This is a genomic window from Enterobacter sp. MALB-1 (assembly GCF_041021625.1).
In the GTDB taxonomy this organism is placed as follows: domain Bacteria; phylum Pseudomonadota; class Gammaproteobacteria; order Enterobacterales; family Enterobacteriaceae; genus Enterobacter; species Enterobacter oligotrophicus.
Genome location: NZ_JBDPJL010000001.1, coordinates 4,200,005 through 4,217,082 on the forward strand (window position 1 = coordinate 4,200,005; position 17,078 = coordinate 4,217,082).

A 17,078-nucleotide genomic window follows, 5' to 3' on the forward strand; every position below is an offset into this window, starting at 1 on the left:
ATCTTCGGCGTTGTAAGGTTAAGCCTCACGGTTCATTAGTATCGGTTAGCTCAACGCATCGCTGCGCTTACACACCCGACCTATCAACGTCATCGTCTTTAACGTTCCTTCAGGAGACTTAAAGTCTCAGGGAGAACTCATCTCGGGGCAAGTTTCGTGCTTAGATGCTTTCAGCACTTATCTCTTCCGCATTTAGCTACCGGGCAGTGCCATTGGCATGACAACCCGAACACCAGTGATGCGTCCACTCCGGTCCTCTCGTACTAGGAGCAGCCCCCCTCAGTTCTCCAGCGCCCACGGCAGATAGGGACCGAACTGTCTCACGACGTTCTAAACCCAGCTCGCGTACCACTTTAAATGGCGAACAGCCATACCCTTGGGACCTACTTCAGCCCCAGGATGTGATGAGCCGACATCGAGGTGCCAAACACCGCCGTCGATATGAACTCTTGGGCGGTATCAGCCTGTTATCCCCGGAGTACCTTTTATCCGTTGAGCGATGGCCCTTCCATTCAGAACCACCGGATCACTATGACCTGCTTTCGCACCTGCTCGCGCCGTCACGCTCGCAGTCAAGCCAGCTTATGCCATTGCACTAACCTCCTGATGTCCGACCAGGATTAGCTGACCTTCGTGCTCCTCCGTTACTCTTTGGGAGGAGACCGCCCCAGTCAAACTACCCACCAGACACTGTCCGCAACCCGGATTACGGGTCCACGTTAGAACACCAGCCATTAAAGGGTGGTATTTCAAGGGCGGCTCCACGCAGACTGGCGTCCACGCTTCAAAGCCTCCCACCTATCCTACACATCAAGGACCAGTGTTCAGTGTCAAGCTATAGTAAAGGTTCACGGGGTCTTTCCGTCTTGCCGCGGGTACACTGCATCTTCACAGCGAGTTCAATTTCACTGAGTCTCGGGTGGAGACAGCCTGGCCATCATTACGCCATTCGTGCAGGTCGGAACTTACCCGACAAGGAATTTCGCTACCTTAGGACCGTTATAGTTACGGCCGCCGTTTACCGGGGCTTCGATCAAGAGCTTCGCGTTGCCGCTAACCCCATCAATTAACCTTCCGGCACCGGGCAGGCGTCACACCGTATACGTCCACTTTCGTGTTTGCACAGTGCTGTGTTTTTAATAAACAGTTGCAGCCAGCTGGTATCTTCGACTGATTTCAGCTCCACCCGCAGGGGCTTCACCTACATATCAGCGTGCCTTCTCCCGAAGTTACGGCACCATTTTGCCTAGTTCCTTCACCCGAGTTCTCTCAAGCGCCTTGGTATTCTCTACCTGACCACCTGTGTCGGTTTGGGGTACGATTTCGTGTTACCTGATGCTTAGAGGCTTTTCCTGGAAGCAGGGCATTTGTCACTTCAGCACCGTAGTGCCTCGTCATCACACCTCAGCGTTAAAAAGGTACCGGATTTACCTGGAACCTCCGCCTACATGCTTAAACCGGGACAACCGTCGCCCGGCCGACATAGCCTTCTCCGTCCCCCCTTCGCAGTAACACCAAGTACAGGAATATTAACCTGTTTCCCATCGACTACGCCTTTCGGCCTCGCCTTAGGGGTCGACTCACCCTGCCCCGATTAACGTTGGACAGGAACCCTTGGTCTTCCGGCGAGCGGGCTTTTCACCCGCTTTATCGTTACTTATGTCAGCATTCGCACTTCTGATACCTCCAGCAGCCCTCACAGGCCACCTTCAACGGCTTACAGAACGCTCCCCTACCCAACAACACCTAAGTGTCGCTGCCGCAGCTTCGGTGCATGGTTTAGCCCCGTTACATCTTCCGCGCAGGCCGACTCGACCAGTGAGCTATTACGCTTTCTTTAAATGATGGCTGCTTCTAAGCCAACATCCTGGCTGTCTGTGCCTTCCCACATCGTTTCCCACTTAACCATGACTTTGGGACCTTAGCTGGCGGTCTGGGTTGTTTCCCTCTTCACGACGGACGTTAGCACCCGCCGTGTGTCTCCCGTGATAACATTCTTCGGTATTCGTAGTTTGCATCGGGTTGGTAAGCCGGGATGGCCCCCTAGCCGAAACAGTGCTCTACCCCCGAAGATGAGTTCACGAGGCGCTACCTAAATAGCTTTCGGGGAGAACCAGCTATCTCCCGGTTTGATTGGCCTTTCACCCCCAGCCACAGGTCATCCGCTAATTTTTCAACATTAGTCGGTTCGGTCCTCCAGTTAGTGTTACCCAACCTTCAACCTGCCCATGGCTAGATCACCGGGTTTCGGGTCTATACCCTGCAACTTAACGCCCAGTTAAGACTCGGTTTCCCTTCGGCTCCCCTATTCGGTTAACCTTGCTACAGAATATAAGTCGCTGACCCATTATACAAAAGGTACGCAGTCACCTAACAAGTAGGCTCCCACTGCTTGTACGTACACGGTTTCAGGTTCTTTTTCACTCCCCTCGCCGGGGTTCTTTTCGCCTTTCCCTCACGGTACTGGTTCACTATCGGTCAGTCAGGAGTATTTAGCCTTGGAGGATGGTCCCCCCATATTCAGACAGGATACCACGTGTCCCGCCCTACTCTTCGAGTTCACAGCATGTGCATTTTCGTGTACGGGACTATCACCCTGTACCGTCGGACTTTCCAGACCGTTCCACTAACACACACGCTGATTCAGACTCCGGGCTGCTCCCCGTTCGCTCGCCGCTACTGGGGGAATCTCGGTTGATTTCTTTTCCTCGGGGTACTTAGATGTTTCAGTTCCCCCGGTTCGCCTCGTTAACCTATGTATTCAGTTAACGATAGTGCAACGGATTGCACTGGGTTTCCCCATTCGGACATCGCCGGGTCAAAGGTTCATATCACCTCGCCGGCGCTTTTCGCAGATTAGCACGTCCTTCATCGCCTCTGACTGCCAGGGCATCCACCGTGTACGCTTGGTCGCTTAACCTCACAACCCGAAGATGTTTCACTTCATGATTGCGAAAATTTGAGAGACTCGAACACACATTAGCTGTGTGTCGTTTCAATTTTCAGCTTGATCCAGATTTTTAAAGAGCAAAACTTCGCAGTGCACCTTTTCAGGTTCACTCTGAAGTTTTCTTGTGTTCGCAGTAAAGATGGTGGAGCTATGCGGGATCGAACCGCAGACCTCCTGCGTGCAAAGCAGGCGCTCTCCCAGCTGAGCTATAGCCCCATCGTTTTGCCAATCTCTGTACCGCTCATCCTTTAAAAGGAGTTTGGTAGGCCTGAGTGGACTTGAACCACCGACCTCACCCTTATCAGGGGTGCGCTCTAACCACCTGAGCTACAAGCCTGCAGAGATTTTTACTGCTGTTTTTCATCAGACAATCTGTGTGGACACTACAAAGGCAGGTTCTTTAAGGTAAGGAGGTGATCCAACCGCAGGTTCCCCTACGGTTACCTTGTTACGACTTCACCCCAGTCATGAATCACAAAGTGGTAAGCGCCCTCCCGAAGGTTAAGCTACCTACTTCTTTTGCAACCCACTCCCATGGTGTGACGGGCGGTGTGTACAAGGCCCGGGAACGTATTCACCGTGGCATTCTGATCCACGATTACTAGCGATTCCGACTTCATGGAGTCGAGTTGCAGACTCCAATCCGGACTACGACGCACTTTATGAGGTCCGCTTGCCCTCGCGGGGTCGCTTCTCTTTGTATGCGCCATTGTAGCACGTGTGTAGCCCTGGTCGTAAGGGCCATGATGACTTGACGTCATCCCCACCTTCCTCCAGTTTATCACTGGCAGTCTCCTTTGAGTTCCCGGCCGGACCGCTGGCAACAAAGGATAAGGGTTGCGCTCGTTGCGGGACTTAACCCAACATTTCACAACACGAGCTGACGACAGCCATGCAGCACCTGTCTCACGGTTCCCGAAGGCACATTCTCATCTCTGAAAACTTCCGTGGATGTCAAGACCAGGTAAGGTTCTTCGCGTTGCATCGAATTAAACCACATGCTCCACCGCTTGTGCGGGCCCCCGTCAATTCATTTGAGTTTTAACCTTGCGGCCGTACTCCCCAGGCGGTCGACTTAACGCGTTAGCTCCGGAAGCCACGCCTCAAGGGCACAACCTCCAAGTCGACATCGTTTACGGCGTGGACTACCAGGGTATCTAATCCTGTTTGCTCCCCACGCTTTCGCACCTGAGCGTCAGTCTTTGTCCAGGGGGCCGCCTTCGCCACCGGTATTCCTCCAGATCTCTACGCATTTCACCGCTACACCTGGAATTCTACCCCCCTCTACAAGACTCCAGCCTGCCAGTTTCGAATGCAGTTCCCAGGTTGAGCCCGGGGATTTCACATCCGACTTGACAGACCGCCTGCGTGCGCTTTACGCCCAGTAATTCCGATTAACGCTTGCACCCTCCGTATTACCGCGGCTGCTGGCACGGAGTTAGCCGGTGCTTCTTCTGCGGGTAACGTCAATTGCTGCGGTTATTAACCACAACACCTTCCTCCCCGCTGAAAGTACTTTACAACCCGAAGGCCTTCTTCATACACGCGGCATGGCTGCATCAGGCTTGCGCCCATTGTGCAATATTCCCCACTGCTGCCTCCCGTAGGAGTCTGGACCGTGTCTCAGTTCCAGTGTGGCTGGTCATCCTCTCAGACCAGCTAGGGATCGTCGCCTAGGTGAGCCGTTACCCCACCTACCAGCTAATCCCATCTGGGCACATCTGATGGCAAGAGGCCCGAAGGTCCCCCTCTTTGGTCTTGCGACGTTATGCGGTATTAGCTACCGTTTCCAGTAGTTATCCCCCTCCATCAGGCAGTTTCCCAGACATTACTCACCCGTCCGCCGCTCGCCGGCAAAGTAGCAAGCTACTTCCCGCTGCCGCTCGACTTGCATGTGTTAGGCCTGCCGCCAGCGTTCAATCTGAGCCATGATCAAACTCTTCAATTTAAGTTTGATGCTCGTGAATTAAACTTCGTAATGAATTACGTATGTTCACTCAGAGACTTGGTATTCATTTATTGTCCGAAGACATTAAGAATCCATGTCACTTTGAGTGCCCACACAGATTGTCTGATAAATTGTTAAAGAGCAGTTGCGACGCGCTTCAGCGCTCTGTCGCGAGGTGGCGTATATTACGCTTTCCTCTTTCAGAGTCAACCCGTTATTTCAGGATTTTTTCTCTTCAACCGACCGGGCTGTCTGTGAAGTGATTCACATCCGCCGTGTCGATGGAGGCGCATTATAGGGAGTTCTCCGCAGGCCGCAACCGTTAAATGACAGAAAAATGACTGACTGCTGCATTCCACAGCAAAACCCCGCCTTATACCTTTTTACACACAGAGTTATCCACAATGATACGAAAAAGTGAAAATGTGCGAGCGTTGCGCAAACGTTTTCGTTAAAATGCTCGCGCTTTACAAGGATGCCCCGTCAGGTGTGTTAGATGAGTTTTTCGCAGGAAAATTCATCTAACGCTCTCTGTAATCGTGAAATCCAGGGGATTTACCATGCAACAACGTCGTCCAGTCCGCCGTGCTCTGCTCAGTGTTTCTGATAAAGCCGGTATCGTCGAATTCGCTCAGGCTCTTTCTGCACGTGGCGTGGAGCTGCTATCTACAGGTGGCACTGCGCGCCTGTTAGCAGAGAAAGGCCTGCCGGTAACCGAAGTGTCCGATTACACCGGTTTCCCGGAAATGATGGATGGACGCGTCAAAACTCTGCACCCGAAAGTGCACGGCGGTATTCTGGGCCGTCGCGGTCAGGACGATGGCATTATGGAACAGCATGATATCGCCCCCATCGATATGGTTGTTGTTAACCTCTACCCGTTCGCCCAGACCGTTGCCCGCGAAGGCTGTTCTCTGGAAGACGCCGTAGAGAATATCGATATCGGCGGTCCGACCATGGTGCGCTCCGCAGCCAAGAACCATAAAGATGTGGCCATCGTGGTGAAGAGCAGCGACTACAACACCATTATTAATGAGATGGATGCCAACGAAGGTTCCCTGACGCTTGAAACGCGTTTCGACCTCGCCATCAAAGCCTTCGAGCACACCGCAGCATACGACAGCATGATCGCCAACTACTTCGGTAGCCTGGTGCCGGCTTACCACGGTGAAAGCAAAGATCCTTCTGGACGCTTCCCGCGCACCCTGAACCTGAACTTCATTAAGAAGCAGGATATGCGCTACGGCGAGAATAGCCATCAGCAGGCTGCCTTCTATATAGAAGAAGAGGTAAAAGAAGCCTCTGTTGCGACCGCTCAGCAGGTTCAGGGCAAAGCGCTCTCCTATAACAACATTGCCGACACCGACGCCGCGCTCGAATGCGTGAAAGAGTTCAGCGAGCCAGCTTGCGTTATCGTCAAGCACGCCAATCCATGCGGCGTTGCGGTAAGCACCTCCATTCTGGATGCTTACGATCGTGCGTACAAAACCGACCCGACCTCCGCGTTTGGCGGCATTATTGCCTTTAACCGCGAGCTGGATGCCGAAACCGCTCAGGCCATCATCTCTCGCCAGTTTGTTGAAGTGATCATCGCGCCATCGGCATCCGAAGACGCGCTGAAAATCACTGCCGCCAAACAAAATGTGCGCGTGCTGGTTTGCGGCCAGTGGGCGGAACGCGTTCCGGGACTGGACTTTAAACGCGTGAACGGCGGTCTGCTGGTTCAGGATCGCGACCTGGGTATGGTGACAGAAGCCGACCTGCGCGTGGTGACCAAACGTCAGCCAACCGAACAGGAACTGCGTGACGCGCTGTTCTGCTGGAAGGTGGCGAAGTTCGTGAAATCCAACGCCATCGTCTACGCGAAAGAGAACATGACCATCGGGATAGGCGCAGGCCAGATGAGCCGCGTCTACTCCGCGAAAATCGCCGGGATTAAAGCAGGCGACGAAGGGCTGGAAGTGAAAGGCTCAGCCATGGCCTCTGACGCCTTCTTCCCGTTCCGTGATGGTATCGACGCGGCGGCTGCAGTGGGCATCACCTGCGTGATCCAGCCTGGCGGCTCTATCCGCGACGACGAAGTGATTGCCGCTGCCGACGAACACGGCATCGCGATGATCTTCACCGACATGCGTCACTTCCGCCATTAATTCCCGGAGCAGAAAATGAAAGTATTAGTGATTGGTAATGGCGGGCGCGAGCACGCCCTGGCATGGAAAGCGGCGCAGTCACCGCTGGTGAAAACCGTTTTTGTCGCACCGGGTAACGCGGGTACTGCGCTGGAGCCTGCGCTGCAGAACGTGGCTATCGGCGTGACCGACATTCCCGCGCTGCTGAGCTTTGCCCGGAACGAAAACATCGATCTGACGATTGTTGGACCGGAAGCACCGCTGGTGACTGGCGTCGTTGACGCCTTCCGCGCCGCAGGCCTGAAAATCTTCGGCCCGACGGAAGGTGCCGCACAGCTGGAAGGCTCTAAAGCCTTCACCAAAGATTTCCTCGCGCGTCATAACATCCCGACGGCGGAATATCAGAACTTCACCGAAGTCGAGCCCGCTCTGGCCTACTTACGTGAAAAAGGCGCGCCGATTGTCATCAAGGCCGATGGTCTGGCCGCCGGTAAAGGCGTTATCGTGGCGATGACGCTCGAAGAAGCGGAAGCTGCGGTTCAGGATATGCTGGCGGGCAATGCCTTTGGCGATGCAGGTCACCGCATCGTGATTGAAGAGTTCCTCGACGGCGAAGAAGCGAGTTTCATCGTGATGGTTGACGGCGAGCACGTTCTGCCGATGGCCACCAGCCAGGATCACAAACGTGTGGGCAATGGCGATACCGGCCCGAATACCGGCGGGATGGGCGCGTACTCCCCTGCTCCGGTGGTCACTGACGAAGTGCATCAACGCACCATGGATCGCATCATCTGGCCTACCGTGAAAGGGATGGCGGCGGAAGGTAACATCTACACCGGTTTCCTTTACGCTGGCCTGATGATCGACAAGCAAGGCAATCCGAAGGTGATTGAATTCAACTGCCGCTTCGGCGATCCGGAAACTCAGCCCATCATGCTGCGCATGAAATCTGACCTGGTCGACCTGTGCCTGGCGGCCTGCGAAGGCAAGCTGGATGAGAAAACCTCCGAGTGGGATGAGCGTGCGTCGCTGGGCGTGGTGATTGCTGCGGGGGGATATCCGGGCAACTACAACACCGGGGATGAGATCCACGGCCTGCCGCTGGAAGAAATCGAAGGCGCGAAGGTATTCCATGCCGGTACGACGCTGGCTGACGACGATCGCGTACTCACCAACGGCGGTCGCGTGCTGTGTGCGACCGCACTGGGTCATACCGTGGCAGAAGCGCAGAAACGCGCCTATGCGCTGATGGCGGATATTCACTGGAACGGCAGCTTCAGCCGCCAGGATATCGGCTATCGCGCGATTGCGCGGGAGCAAGGCGAGTAAGTAAGGGAGCCGTCTTTACCCCTCACCCTAACCCTCTCCCCTAAGGGGAGAGGGAACCGATCGCGATCCCATTAAAAACTTTTTTCTGTCGGCTGCCAGGTACAGAAATCTTCGTTCGCCACCAGCAGCAGCTGAGAGCCTTCCGGCGCTTCCAGCCATGCCACACTCACATCCATAGATGAATGGCGCTGACGGCGCTCAATATGTTGAATTGCCCAGGATTCGAGGTCAGGCTTGACAGTCTGCCCTTCGCAGGTGGTTACCGAGCCATCGGTATGCCAGCGCCCCTGGCGCAGCACAACGCGTCCCAAACGCAGCGCATCACTGGTCTGACGGATCTGTTCAGCACGGTAACGGTAGAGAGCAACTTGATCGCTCGAAAGCTGCTGCTTCTGGCCGCTGACTTCGCGCTGCATAAAACTCAGCTCGCCGTGGTCGTCAAAACGCACTTTCACGTGTTCGGGGGTCTTGCTGTAGACGTTCAGTTCGATCAGCGACAGGTCTTCTCCCTGCCAGCGATATTCCGCCGTCGAGGTATTGCCGCTATGCCACGGACTGAAAGCGGAAAGCAGATGCACTTCACCGCCGGAATCTTTGCGCCAGATCCTGACCGCACCCTGATTGTCAGCGTAGCCGCTGGCGGTAAAGGGAGGCAGAGAGGAGTCGTGGCTACAGGCGGACAAGAACAGCACGCCTGCCAGCGCGAGCGTTCCACGCCAGATAGACAAAAGGGGCGTTGCCGCCCCTTCGTTAAAACTGTTCACTGCCACGCGTCTTACTTAACTGCGTCTTTCAGTGCTTTACCAGAAACAAATGCCGGTACGTTAGCTGCGGCGATTTTGATTTCTTTACCGGTCTGTGGGTTGCGGCCAGTACGCTCAGCGCGGTGGTTCACTTTGAAGGTACCGAAACCAACCAGTTGTACAGCATCGCCTTCTTTCAGAGACTCAGTAATAGCAGCCAGGGTAGATTCCAGAGCAGCTTTAGCCTGCACTTTAGACAGATCAGCCTTGTCCGCAATTACATCAATCAGTTGAGTCTTGTTCATAAGTTATCCTTTCAATGTGTTTATCGCTTGCTAAGCATCGAGTGCGACGAAAATGCCAAAAAAGCACTCTCCTGCATACACGCACCGATAGCCACTTTTTTTCGCCCCCCAAATGTAGACCAGACGGGGGGCAGAAGGGAAGAGTCGAGGTGCGACAAAACAGGCGTTAAATCACGTTTTGTTGTCTCATTGGTTAAAAATTATACCAATATTGCTCTCACCGGCCTCACGTAAGTCTGCACGCAGCCCTTTGATCAGCTCAATATCGCGTTCTTCGCACTCTGCCAGCAGGCGGAAAATCTCCCACTGAATGTCCCATTCCTGCTCAACCGCCGGGTTCGCCCGCAATTCTTCGTCGGTCATTTCGCGGCCTTCCTGGGTCATTTCCAGCATCGCCACGGTCGTAATGGATGCCTTACTGACTTCGATAGCATGTTCCAGCGTTTCGCCACTCAGACGGGAGTGAATCAGCTCGCTTAACGCCACGCAGGCGTCGATGGCCGGATAGACACCATACAGGTCAAAATCATCCGCTACCGGAATAGCCTCTTCCAGCTTCTCGAGCTGAGAGTCGAAGTTCACCTTCGCGTCTTTGACCGTTAACGTCTCCCAGATTAAATCCAGGATACGGCGATAGATGTGGCCATCACCAAACTCGGTCTGCTTGCAGAACGCGGCATAATTGGGATACATGCGCTCGCACAGGCAGGCCATAAAGGTGACGTGCTGCCAGCTTTCCAGCTTCTCAAGGCGCAGGTGAATCGGGTTTTGTAGCATGATGATGTCTCGAATCGAAAATTAGCCGCAGTTTACCTGAATCATGGCTGAATTTCCTGCCAACGAACAAAAGCCGGACGCGCGGAGGCGACGGCATCCGCCCAGCGTGTCGGTTCAGGTAAACGGTAGCCCTTCATGCAGCGTTGCACCCACGCCAGCGCGCTGTCCATGCTCACCCGATGCCCGGTGGCGATAAACAACGGATTACAGCGTGCCTTGCTGCGCCAGACCCACGCCAGTTGCTCACCTTTATCGATAAGCGGTGCCAGCGCGCCCGGCTCGTCGGAGAGTGGCTCAAACTTACCGCAGAGGCGTTTCTTGGCGACACCGATGGTCGGCACGTCCACCAGCAAACCAAAGTGGCTGGCAACGCCTAAACGGCGCGGATGGGAGATACCGTGTCCGTCCACGAAAAGCAGGTCAGGTTTTTGCGAGAGTTGTTCCCACGCTGCCAGCAGCGCGGGATATTCACGGAAGGAGAGAAAGCCAGGAATGTAGGGCATGGTGGTAGCGATGCGCGCCACCTTGTACTCCACCAGCTCAAGCGAGGGATACTTCAGCAGCACCATCGCCGCGCGCGTCACTTCTCCGCCCTGCTCAAAACCGACGTCCGCTCCGCCAATGTACTGCGGGGGATCTCTGTCCGGGCGATCCTCGCGGATCACCGATGAGGCCAGTTCGATTTGTTGAGCGCGTAGCGACGCGAGATCCATAACCACTCCTTACTTGTGATACTGCGCAGAAAGCCGATGCACCGCCTCCACAAATACGCCAGCGTGTTCTGGCGGCACATCCTGATGAATACCGTGGCCGAGGTTAAAGACGTGGCCCTCACCCTGGCCGAAACCAGACAGTATAGTCGACACTTCTTCTTCAATGCGGGCTGGCTGTGCGTAGAGCATGGACGGGTCCATATTGCCCTGCAGCGCCACTTTGTCCCCCACGCGACGGCGCGCATCGGCGATATCGGTGGTCCAGTCGAGGCCCAGCGCGTCGCAGCCGGTCGCCGCCATCGCTTCCAGCCACTGACCGCCGCCTTTGGTAAACAGCGTCACCGGCACGCGACGACCTTCGTTTTCACGCAGCAGGCCATCGACGATTTTGTGCATGTAGTACAGGGAGAACTGCTGATAATCGCGCCCGGTCAGCACGCCGCCCCAGGTATCGAAAATCATCACCGACTGCGCGCCCGCTTTGATCTGCGCGTTGAGATAGAGCGTGACGCTCTTCGCCAGCTTGTCGAGTAGCGCATGCAGCGCCAGCGGCTCGGCGTACATCATCTTTTTGATCACGGTAAAGGCTTTGCTGCTGCCACCTTCCACCATATAGGTCGCCAGCGTCCACGGGCTACCGGAGAAGCCAATCAGCGGCACTTCGCCTTTCAGTTCGCGACGGATAGTGCGCACGGCGTTCATCACGTAGCCCAGTTCGCCTTCCGGATCGGGGATCGGCAGCTTATCAACATCAGCTTTGCTTTTGACTGGGGAGGTGAAACGCGGGCCTTCGCCGGTTTCGAAGTACAGGCCAAGGCCCATCGCATCCGGAATAGTCAGAATGTCCGAAAAGAGAATGGCAGCATCCAGCGGGAAGCGACGCAGTGGCTGGAGCGTCACTTCACAGGCCAGCTCGGCGTTTTTGCACAGCGACATAAAATCGCCGGCCTGCGCGCGCGTGGCTTTGTACTCCGGGAGATAGCGTCCCGCCTGGCGCATCATCCACACCGGGGTGACATCAACGGGCTGGCGCAGCAGCGCACGCAGATAACGATCGTTCTTCAGTTCGGTCATTTTTGCATTTCCTTAAGCGTCATGGCCTCAGTGTAACACTACTCATACTCGGCCCGACACATCGCCACGGTATCTTCTATCAACCGACGCGCCACGGTGCCTGGCGGCGGTAGCAGCGGTAAATCGTCATAGCGATACCAGTTCGCTTCCAGCAGCTCTTTCTGATCGATAACAATCTCACCGCTGTCGTATTCGGCCATAAACGCGGTCATCAACGACATCGGGAATGGCCACGGCTGTGAAGTGACATAGCGCAGGTTCTTCACCTTAATACTGCTCTCTTCCATCACCTCGCGCGCCACCGCCTGCTCCAGCGTTTCGCCCACTTCAACGAACCCGGCCAGCACGGTATGAATGCCGTTGCGATGACGGGTATGTTGCGCCAGCAGGATGGAATCCTCGCGGCGGATAGCGACGATGATGCACGGCGCAATCTGAGGGTAGTAGCGTTCGCGGCAGTGGCTGCAGAGCATCGCCCATTCGGTTTTGCTCGGATGCATGGTATGCCCACAGTAACCACAGAATTTATGCGAGCGATAAAACTCCGCCAGTTGCACACCACGGCCCGCCAGCTGGAACAACCCCACGTCCAGATCCAGCACCTGACGAACAGATCCCATATCCTGGCGACGAGCTTGTTGGATCAACCACACAGGCTCACCCTGCCACTCACCGATCCTCAGTGCGGACTGGCCTGCAAGATCAAATTTTTCTGCTGTGCCGTAGGGTATTTCCCCGGCAGGCAGCCATAATTTTTGTTCGTGACTGACGATCCACCAACCAAGATCTGATTTTTCAATAATACGATCCATATCTATTGCACTACCTTCGCTTCACTGACATGTTGTTAGCATTGTGGTTACATTTTGGTTAAGCCGATTCAATTCTAAACCTTGCGGAGTCGAACATGTTAAACCAGCTAGAAAGCCTGACTGAGCGCGTTAGAGGAAGTAATACACTGGTGGATCGCTGGCTACATGTGCGCAAGCATCTACTCGTGGCGTATTACAATCTGGTCGGTATTAAGCCTGGCAAAGAATCGTTTATGCGGCTGAATGAAAAAGCGCTGGATGACTTTTGTCAGAGCCTGGTCGACTACCTGTCCGACGGCCATTTCAATATTTATGAACGTATTATCCGCGAAATGGAAGGCAGTAACCCGTATTTAAGTGCATCAAGGCTCTGTCCACTGCTGGAAGCCAATACCCAGCAGATCATGGATTACTACGATTCCACGCTTGAGAATGCGATCGATCACGATAACTATCTTGAGTTTCAGCAGGCGCTGTCCGATCTCGGTGAAGCGCTGGAAGAGCGATTCACCCTGGAAGACAAGCTGATTGCCCTCGCGTTGGATAACGACCTGAACGCAAGCAATGAAGATAACATCGCGCGGCCTGCTTGAGTTCTTAGTCGTTAACGAGTAATTTACAAATAGTCGCCCCTCTCACGAGGGGGATTTTTCTTGTCGGAGTGCCCAGTGTGAAAGCACGGGCTGAGACCGTTAATTCGGGATCCGCGGAACCTGATCAGGCTAATACCTGCGAAGGGAACAAGAGTAAAACTGCTTTGTATCGCCCCTGGGCGATCTCCTCTTGCTTCATCCGTCGTCTGACAAGCCATGTCCTTCACTTTTGGAATGAGCTATGTCTGCAACAAAACTGACCCGCCGCGAACAGCGCGCACAAGCACAGCACTTCATCAATACGCTGGAAGGCACTGCTTTCCCGAACTCAAAACGTATTTACATCACCGGTCCGAAGAACAATATCCGCGTCCCGATGCGCGAAATCCAGCTCAGCCCGACGCTTATCGGCGGCAGCAAAGAACAGCCGCAATATGAAGTTAACGAAGCGGTGCCGGTGTACGACACTTCCGGCCCGTACGGCGATCCGGATGTTGCCATTAACGTCCAGCAGGGTCTGGCGAAACTGCGCCAGCCGTGGATTGACGCACGTAACGACAGCGAAGAACTAAACGAGCAAAGCTCTGCGTACACCAAAGAACGTCTGGCTGACGATGGTCTGGACGAACTGCGTTTCACCGGTCTGCTGACGCCAAAACGTGCGAAAGCGGGTAAATGCGTCACGCAGTTGCACTACGCGCGCCAGGGTATCGTCACGCCGGAGATGGAATTTATTGCCATCCGTGAAAACATGGGCCGCGAGCGCATCCGCAGCGAAGTGCTGCGCCACCAGCATCCGGGCGAAGGTTTTGGTGCTCGCCTGCCGGAGAACATCACGCCAGAATTTGTGCGTGACGAAGTGGCCGCCGGTCGCGCCATTATTCCTGCCAACATCAACCACCCGGAATCCGAGCCGATGATCATTGGCCGCAACTTCCTGGTGAAGGTCAATGCCAACATTGGTAACTCAGCGGTCACTTCGTCCATTGAAGAGGAGGTGGAAAAGCTGGTCTGGTCTACGCGCTGGGGCGCAGATACGGTAATGGATCTCTCTACCGGGCGTTATATCCACGAAACCCGCGAATGGGTGCTGCGTAACAGCCCGGTGCCGATTGGCACGGTGCCAATCTATCAGGCACTTGAGAAAGTGAACGGCATCGCGGAAAACCTCACCTGGGAAGCCTTCCGCGATACGTTGCTTGAGCAGGCTGAACAGGGTGTGGACTATTTCACCATTCACGCCGGTGTGCTGCTGCGCTACGTGCCGATGACGGCGAAGCGCCTGACCGGAATTGTCTCGCGTGGCGGTTCGATCATGGCGAAGTGGTGCCTGTCTCATCACCAGGAAAACTTCCTCTACGAACACTTCCGCGAGATCTGCGAAATCTGCGCCGCCTATGACGTATCCCTGTCGCTGGGCGACGGCCTGCGTCCGGGCTCCATCCGCGACGCCAACGACGAAGCACAGTTTGCCGAACTGCACACGCTGGGCGAGCTGACCAAAATCGCCTGGGAGTATGATGTGCAGGTGATGATTGAAGGTCCGGGACATGTGCCGATGCAAATGATCCGCCGCAACATGACCGAAGAGCTGGAGCACTGCCACGAAGCACCGTTCTACACGCTGGGCCCCTTGACGACCGACATCGCACCGGGTTACGACCACTTCACGTCGGGAATTGGTGCGGCGATGATCGGCTGGTTCGGCTGCGCAATGCTCTGCTACGTGACGCCAAAAGAGCACCTTGGGCTGCCTAACAAAGAGGACGTGAAGCAGGGGCTGATCACCTACAAGATTGCCGCCCACGCGGCGGATCTCGCCAAAGGTCATCCGGGCGCGCAAATCCGTGATAACGCCATGTCGAAAGCACGCTTTGAATTCCGCTGGGAAGATCAGTTCAACCTGGCGCTCGACCCGTTCACCGCCCGCGCCTATCACGACGAAACCCTGCCGCAGGAATCCGGCAAAGTGGCACACTTCTGCTCTATGTGTGGGCCAAAATTCTGCTCGATGAAAATCAGCCAGGAGGTGCGTGACTACGCCGCCGCGCAGACTATCGAGGTGGGTATGGCGGACATGTCAGAAACCTTCCGCGCCAAAGGCGGCGAAATCTACCTCAAAAAAGAGGAGGCATAATGTACCAGCCTGATTTCCCCCCTGTCCCCTTCCGCTTAGGGCTTTACCCGGTGGTGGATAGCGTAGCGTGGATCGCTCGCCTGCTGGAGGCGGGCGTTCGCACGATCCAGCTGCGCATCAAAGATAAACGCGATGACGAGGTAGAGGCCGATGTGGTCGCCGCCATTGAACTGGGGCGGCGCTATGATGCCCGCCTGTTTATCAACGACTACTGGCGGCTGGCGATCAAACACCAGGCCTACGGCGTGCATCTCGGTCAGGAAGATCTGGAGACAACCGACCTCAACGCCATCCGCAAAGCAGGCCTGCGCCTGGGCGTGTCGACGCACGATGATATGGAGATTGATATTGCGCTGGCAGCCCGCCCGTCCTATATCGCGCTCGGCCACGTTTTCCCGACACAAACTAAGCAGATGCCGTCTGCCCCGCAGGGTTTGACGCAACTGGCGAGTCACGTCGAACGCCTGGCGGATTATCCAACGGTCGCTATCGGTGGGATCAGCCTTGAGCGCGCCCCCGCCGTTCTGAAGACCGGCGTCGGCAGTATTGCTGTCGTCAGCGCCATCACCCAGGCGGCAGACTGGCAGACCGCTACCGCACAGCTCTTACAGCTGGCAGGAGCTGGCGATGAATGACCAGGATTTTATGCGCTACAGCCGCCAGATCCTGCTTGAGGATATCGCCATTGACGGGCAGCAAAAGCTGCTCGCCAGCCGGGTTCTGATTGTCGGCCTGGGAGGATTAGGCACGCCCGCGGCGCTCTATTTGGCAGGCGCTGGTGTCGGCACGCTGGTGCTGGCCGACGACGACGAGGTGCACCTCAGCAATCTGCAGCGGCAAATTCTCTTTACCACCGGGGATATCAACCAGCCTAAAGCACAGATCACACAGCAACGGTTGAATCTGCTAAACCCGGATATCGAACTGATTGCACTCCAGGAGCGGCTCAGCGGCGAAAGCCTGTTGCGTGAAGTCGCCCTGGCCGATGTGGTGCTGGACTGTACGGACAATATGGCCACGCGTCAGGCGATCAATACCGCCTGCGTGGCGCAGAACGTACCGCTCATTACCGCCAGTGCAGTCGGCTTCGGTGGGCAGATGATGGTCCTGACGCCGCCGTGGACGCGGGGATGCTATCGCTGCCTGTGGCCGGATGATGCGGAGCCAGAACGCAACTGCCGCACGGCGGGCATTCTCGGCCCCGTAGTGGGCGTGATGGGCACTCTGCAGGCGCTGGAGGCTATTAAGCTCCTCAGCGGTATGGAGATGGAACGTAATACGCTGCGCCTGTTTGATGCCCGCTCCGGTAACTGGCGGCATCTGGCGCTTCACCGCGCCAGCCACTGCCCGGTATGCGGAGGGCACGATGCGCATTCTGTTTAACGATGAGCCAATGCAGTGCGACGAAAATCTCACCATCGCCGCGCTACTTGAGACGCTACGCCAGCTTAAACCGGGGACGGCACTGGCGCTCAATCAACAGATCCTGCCGCGCGAGCAGTGGGAGCACCAGCAGGTGAGCGAAGGCGATCAGATCCTGCTGTTTCAGGTTATTGCAGGGGGCTGAA

The 17,078-nt window shown here is 55.6% G+C and carries 13 protein-coding genes, 2 tRNA genes, 2 rRNA genes and 1 riboswitch; of the genes, 7 read left to right on the top strand and 10 right to left on the bottom strand.

Annotation, left to right across the window (positions count from 1 at the left end; all coding sequences use genetic code 11):
• Positions 1-14 precede the first annotated feature (14 nt).
• The 4 genes from ABGB15_RS20160 to ABGB15_RS20175 form a co-directional block, all read right to left on the bottom strand.
• A 23S ribosomal RNA gene (locus ABGB15_RS20160) occupies positions 15-2,920 on the bottom strand.
• Between the two features lie 170 nt (positions 2,921-3,090).
• A tRNA-Ala gene (locus tag ABGB15_RS20165) sits at positions 3,091-3,166 on the bottom strand.
• 44 nt (positions 3,167-3,210) lie between these two features.
• A tRNA-Ile gene (locus tag ABGB15_RS20170) sits at positions 3,211-3,287 on the bottom strand.
• A 69-nt stretch (positions 3,288-3,356) separates the two neighbouring features.
• Positions 3,357-4,898: ribosomal RNA gene (locus ABGB15_RS20175) — 16S ribosomal RNA — on the bottom strand.
• The 16S and 23S rRNA genes sit together here with 2 tRNA genes alongside, the layout of an rRNA operon.
• 560 nt (positions 4,899-5,458) lie before the next feature.
• Here ABGB15_RS20175 and purH point away from each other — a divergent pair.
• Both purH and purD read left to right on the top strand, forming a co-directional pair.
• A complete protein-coding gene (purH, locus tag ABGB15_RS20180; protein ID WP_152083011.1) occupies positions 5,459-7,048 on the top strand; it encodes a bifunctional phosphoribosylaminoimidazolecarboxamide formyltransferase/IMP cyclohydrolase in 1,590 nt (529 codons plus the stop codon).
• Positions 7,049-7,063: 15 nt separating this feature from the next.
• On the top strand, positions 7,064-8,356 hold the full coding sequence (gene purD, locus ABGB15_RS20185) for a phosphoribosylamine--glycine ligase (protein ID WP_215723898.1): 1,293 nt from the start codon (positions 7,064-7,066) through the stop codon (positions 8,354-8,356).
• Positions 8,357-8,427: 71 nt separating this feature from the next.
• On the opposite strand, the gene ABGB15_RS20190 is transcribed toward purD, so the two are convergent.
• The 6 genes from ABGB15_RS20190 to nudC form a co-directional block, all read right to left on the bottom strand.
• Positions 8,428-9,120 (bottom strand): DUF1481 domain-containing protein, encoded by a 693-nt coding sequence (locus ABGB15_RS20190; protein ID WP_215723904.1) that lies wholly within the window; start codon positions 9,118-9,120, stop codon positions 8,428-8,430.
• Between the two features lie 11 nt (positions 9,121-9,131).
• Positions 9,132-9,404 (bottom strand): nucleoid-associated protein HU-alpha, encoded by a 273-nt coding sequence (gene hupA / locus ABGB15_RS20195; RefSeq protein WP_002445246.1) that lies wholly within the window; start codon positions 9,402-9,404, stop codon positions 9,132-9,134.
• A 186-nt stretch (positions 9,405-9,590) separates the two neighbouring features.
• Positions 9,591-10,181 (bottom strand): YjaG family protein, encoded by a 591-nt coding sequence (locus ABGB15_RS20200; protein ID WP_152083009.1) that lies wholly within the window; start codon positions 10,179-10,181, stop codon positions 9,591-9,593.
• 41 nt (positions 10,182-10,222) lie between these two features.
• Complete coding sequence (gene nfi / locus ABGB15_RS20205; RefSeq protein WP_215723899.1) at positions 10,223-10,894, bottom strand: deoxyribonuclease V; 672 nt, start codon at positions 10,892-10,894, stop codon at positions 10,223-10,225.
• Positions 10,895-10,903: 9 nt separating this feature from the next.
• Positions 10,904-11,968 carry a uroporphyrinogen decarboxylase gene (gene hemE, locus ABGB15_RS20210; protein ID WP_152083007.1) on the bottom strand — a complete coding sequence of 355 codons (1,065 nt, stop codon included), beginning with the start codon at positions 11,966-11,968 and terminating at the stop codon, positions 10,904-10,906.
• 38 nt (positions 11,969-12,006) lie between these two features.
• The gene (nudC, locus tag ABGB15_RS20215) at positions 12,007-12,780 is read right to left on the bottom strand and encodes an NAD(+) diphosphatase (protein ID WP_152083006.1); all 774 of its coding nucleotides are present in this window, start codon (positions 12,778-12,780) and stop codon (positions 12,007-12,009) included.
• Positions 12,781-12,875: 95 nt separating this feature from the next.
• Here nudC and rsd point away from each other — a divergent pair, with 95 nt between their 5' ends.
• The 5 genes from rsd (at position 12,876) to thiS (ending at position 17,077) form a co-directional block, all read left to right on the top strand.
• On the top strand, positions 12,876-13,373 hold the full coding sequence (gene rsd, locus ABGB15_RS20220; RefSeq protein WP_152083005.1) for a sigma D regulator: 498 nt from the start codon (positions 12,876-12,878) through the stop codon (positions 13,371-13,373).
• 54 nt (positions 13,374-13,427) lie between these two features.
• Positions 13,428-13,537, top strand: a riboswitch (TPP riboswitch).
• A gap of 77 nt (positions 13,538-13,614) precedes the next feature.
• Positions 13,615-15,510: a phosphomethylpyrimidine synthase ThiC gene (gene thiC, locus ABGB15_RS20225; protein ID WP_152083004.1), complete on the top strand. Its 1,896-nt coding sequence runs from the start codon at positions 13,615-13,617 to the stop codon at positions 15,508-15,510.
• Positions 15,510-16,145: a thiamine phosphate synthase gene (thiE, locus tag ABGB15_RS20230; protein WP_215723900.1), complete on the top strand. Its 636-nt coding sequence runs from the start codon at positions 15,510-15,512 to the stop codon at positions 16,143-16,145. Before thiC ends, thiE begins: the two co-directional genes overlap by 1 nt.
• Positions 16,138-16,893 carry a HesA/MoeB/ThiF family protein gene (locus tag ABGB15_RS20235; protein WP_215723901.1) on the top strand — a complete coding sequence of 252 codons (756 nt, stop codon included), beginning with the start codon at positions 16,138-16,140 and terminating at the stop codon, positions 16,891-16,893. Before thiE ends, ABGB15_RS20235 begins: the two co-directional genes overlap by 8 nt.
• Complete coding sequence (thiS, locus tag ABGB15_RS20240; protein ID WP_152083001.1) at positions 16,877-17,077, top strand: sulfur carrier protein ThiS; 201 nt, start codon at positions 16,877-16,879, stop codon at positions 17,075-17,077. The genes ABGB15_RS20235 and thiS overlap by 17 nt, the downstream gene beginning before the upstream one ends.
• Position 17,078: the final 1 nt, after the last annotated feature.

What these genes read in the sequence shown, in the direction of transcription:
- thiS (WP_152083001.1), top strand. Translation starts at nt 16,877, where the DNA reads ATGCGCATTCTGTTTAACGATGAGCCAATGCAGTGCGACGAAAATCTC.
- ABGB15_RS20200 (WP_152083009.1), bottom strand. Translation starts at nt 10,181, where the DNA reads ATGCTACAAAACCCGATTCACCTGCGCCTTGAGAAGCTGGAAAGCTGG.
- hemE (WP_152083007.1), bottom strand. Translation starts at nt 11,968, where the DNA reads ATGACCGAACTGAAGAACGATCGTTATCTGCGTGCGCTGCTGCGCCAG.
- hupA (WP_002445246.1), bottom strand. Translation starts at nt 9,404, where the DNA reads ATGAACAAGACTCAACTGATTGATGTAATTGCGGACAAGGCTGATCTG.
- purH (WP_152083011.1), top strand. Translation starts at nt 5,459, where the DNA reads ATGCAACAACGTCGTCCAGTCCGCCGTGCTCTGCTCAGTGTTTCTGAT.
- nudC (WP_152083006.1), bottom strand. Translation starts at nt 12,780, where the DNA reads ATGGATCGTATTATTGAAAAATCAGATCTTGGTTGGTGGATCGTCAGT.
- ABGB15_RS20235 (WP_215723901.1), top strand. Translation starts at nt 16,138, where the DNA reads ATGAATGACCAGGATTTTATGCGCTACAGCCGCCAGATCCTGCTTGAG.
- rsd (WP_152083005.1), top strand. Translation starts at nt 12,876, where the DNA reads ATGTTAAACCAGCTAGAAAGCCTGACTGAGCGCGTTAGAGGAAGTAAT.
- thiE (WP_215723900.1), top strand. Translation starts at nt 15,510, where the DNA reads ATGTACCAGCCTGATTTCCCCCCTGTCCCCTTCCGCTTAGGGCTTTAC.
- purD (WP_215723898.1), top strand. Translation starts at nt 7,064, where the DNA reads ATGAAAGTATTAGTGATTGGTAATGGCGGGCGCGAGCACGCCCTGGCA.
- nfi (WP_215723899.1), bottom strand. Translation starts at nt 10,894, where the DNA reads ATGGATCTCGCGTCGCTACGCGCTCAACAAATCGAACTGGCCTCATCG.
- thiC (WP_152083004.1), top strand. Translation starts at nt 13,615, where the DNA reads ATGTCTGCAACAAAACTGACCCGCCGCGAACAGCGCGCACAAGCACAG.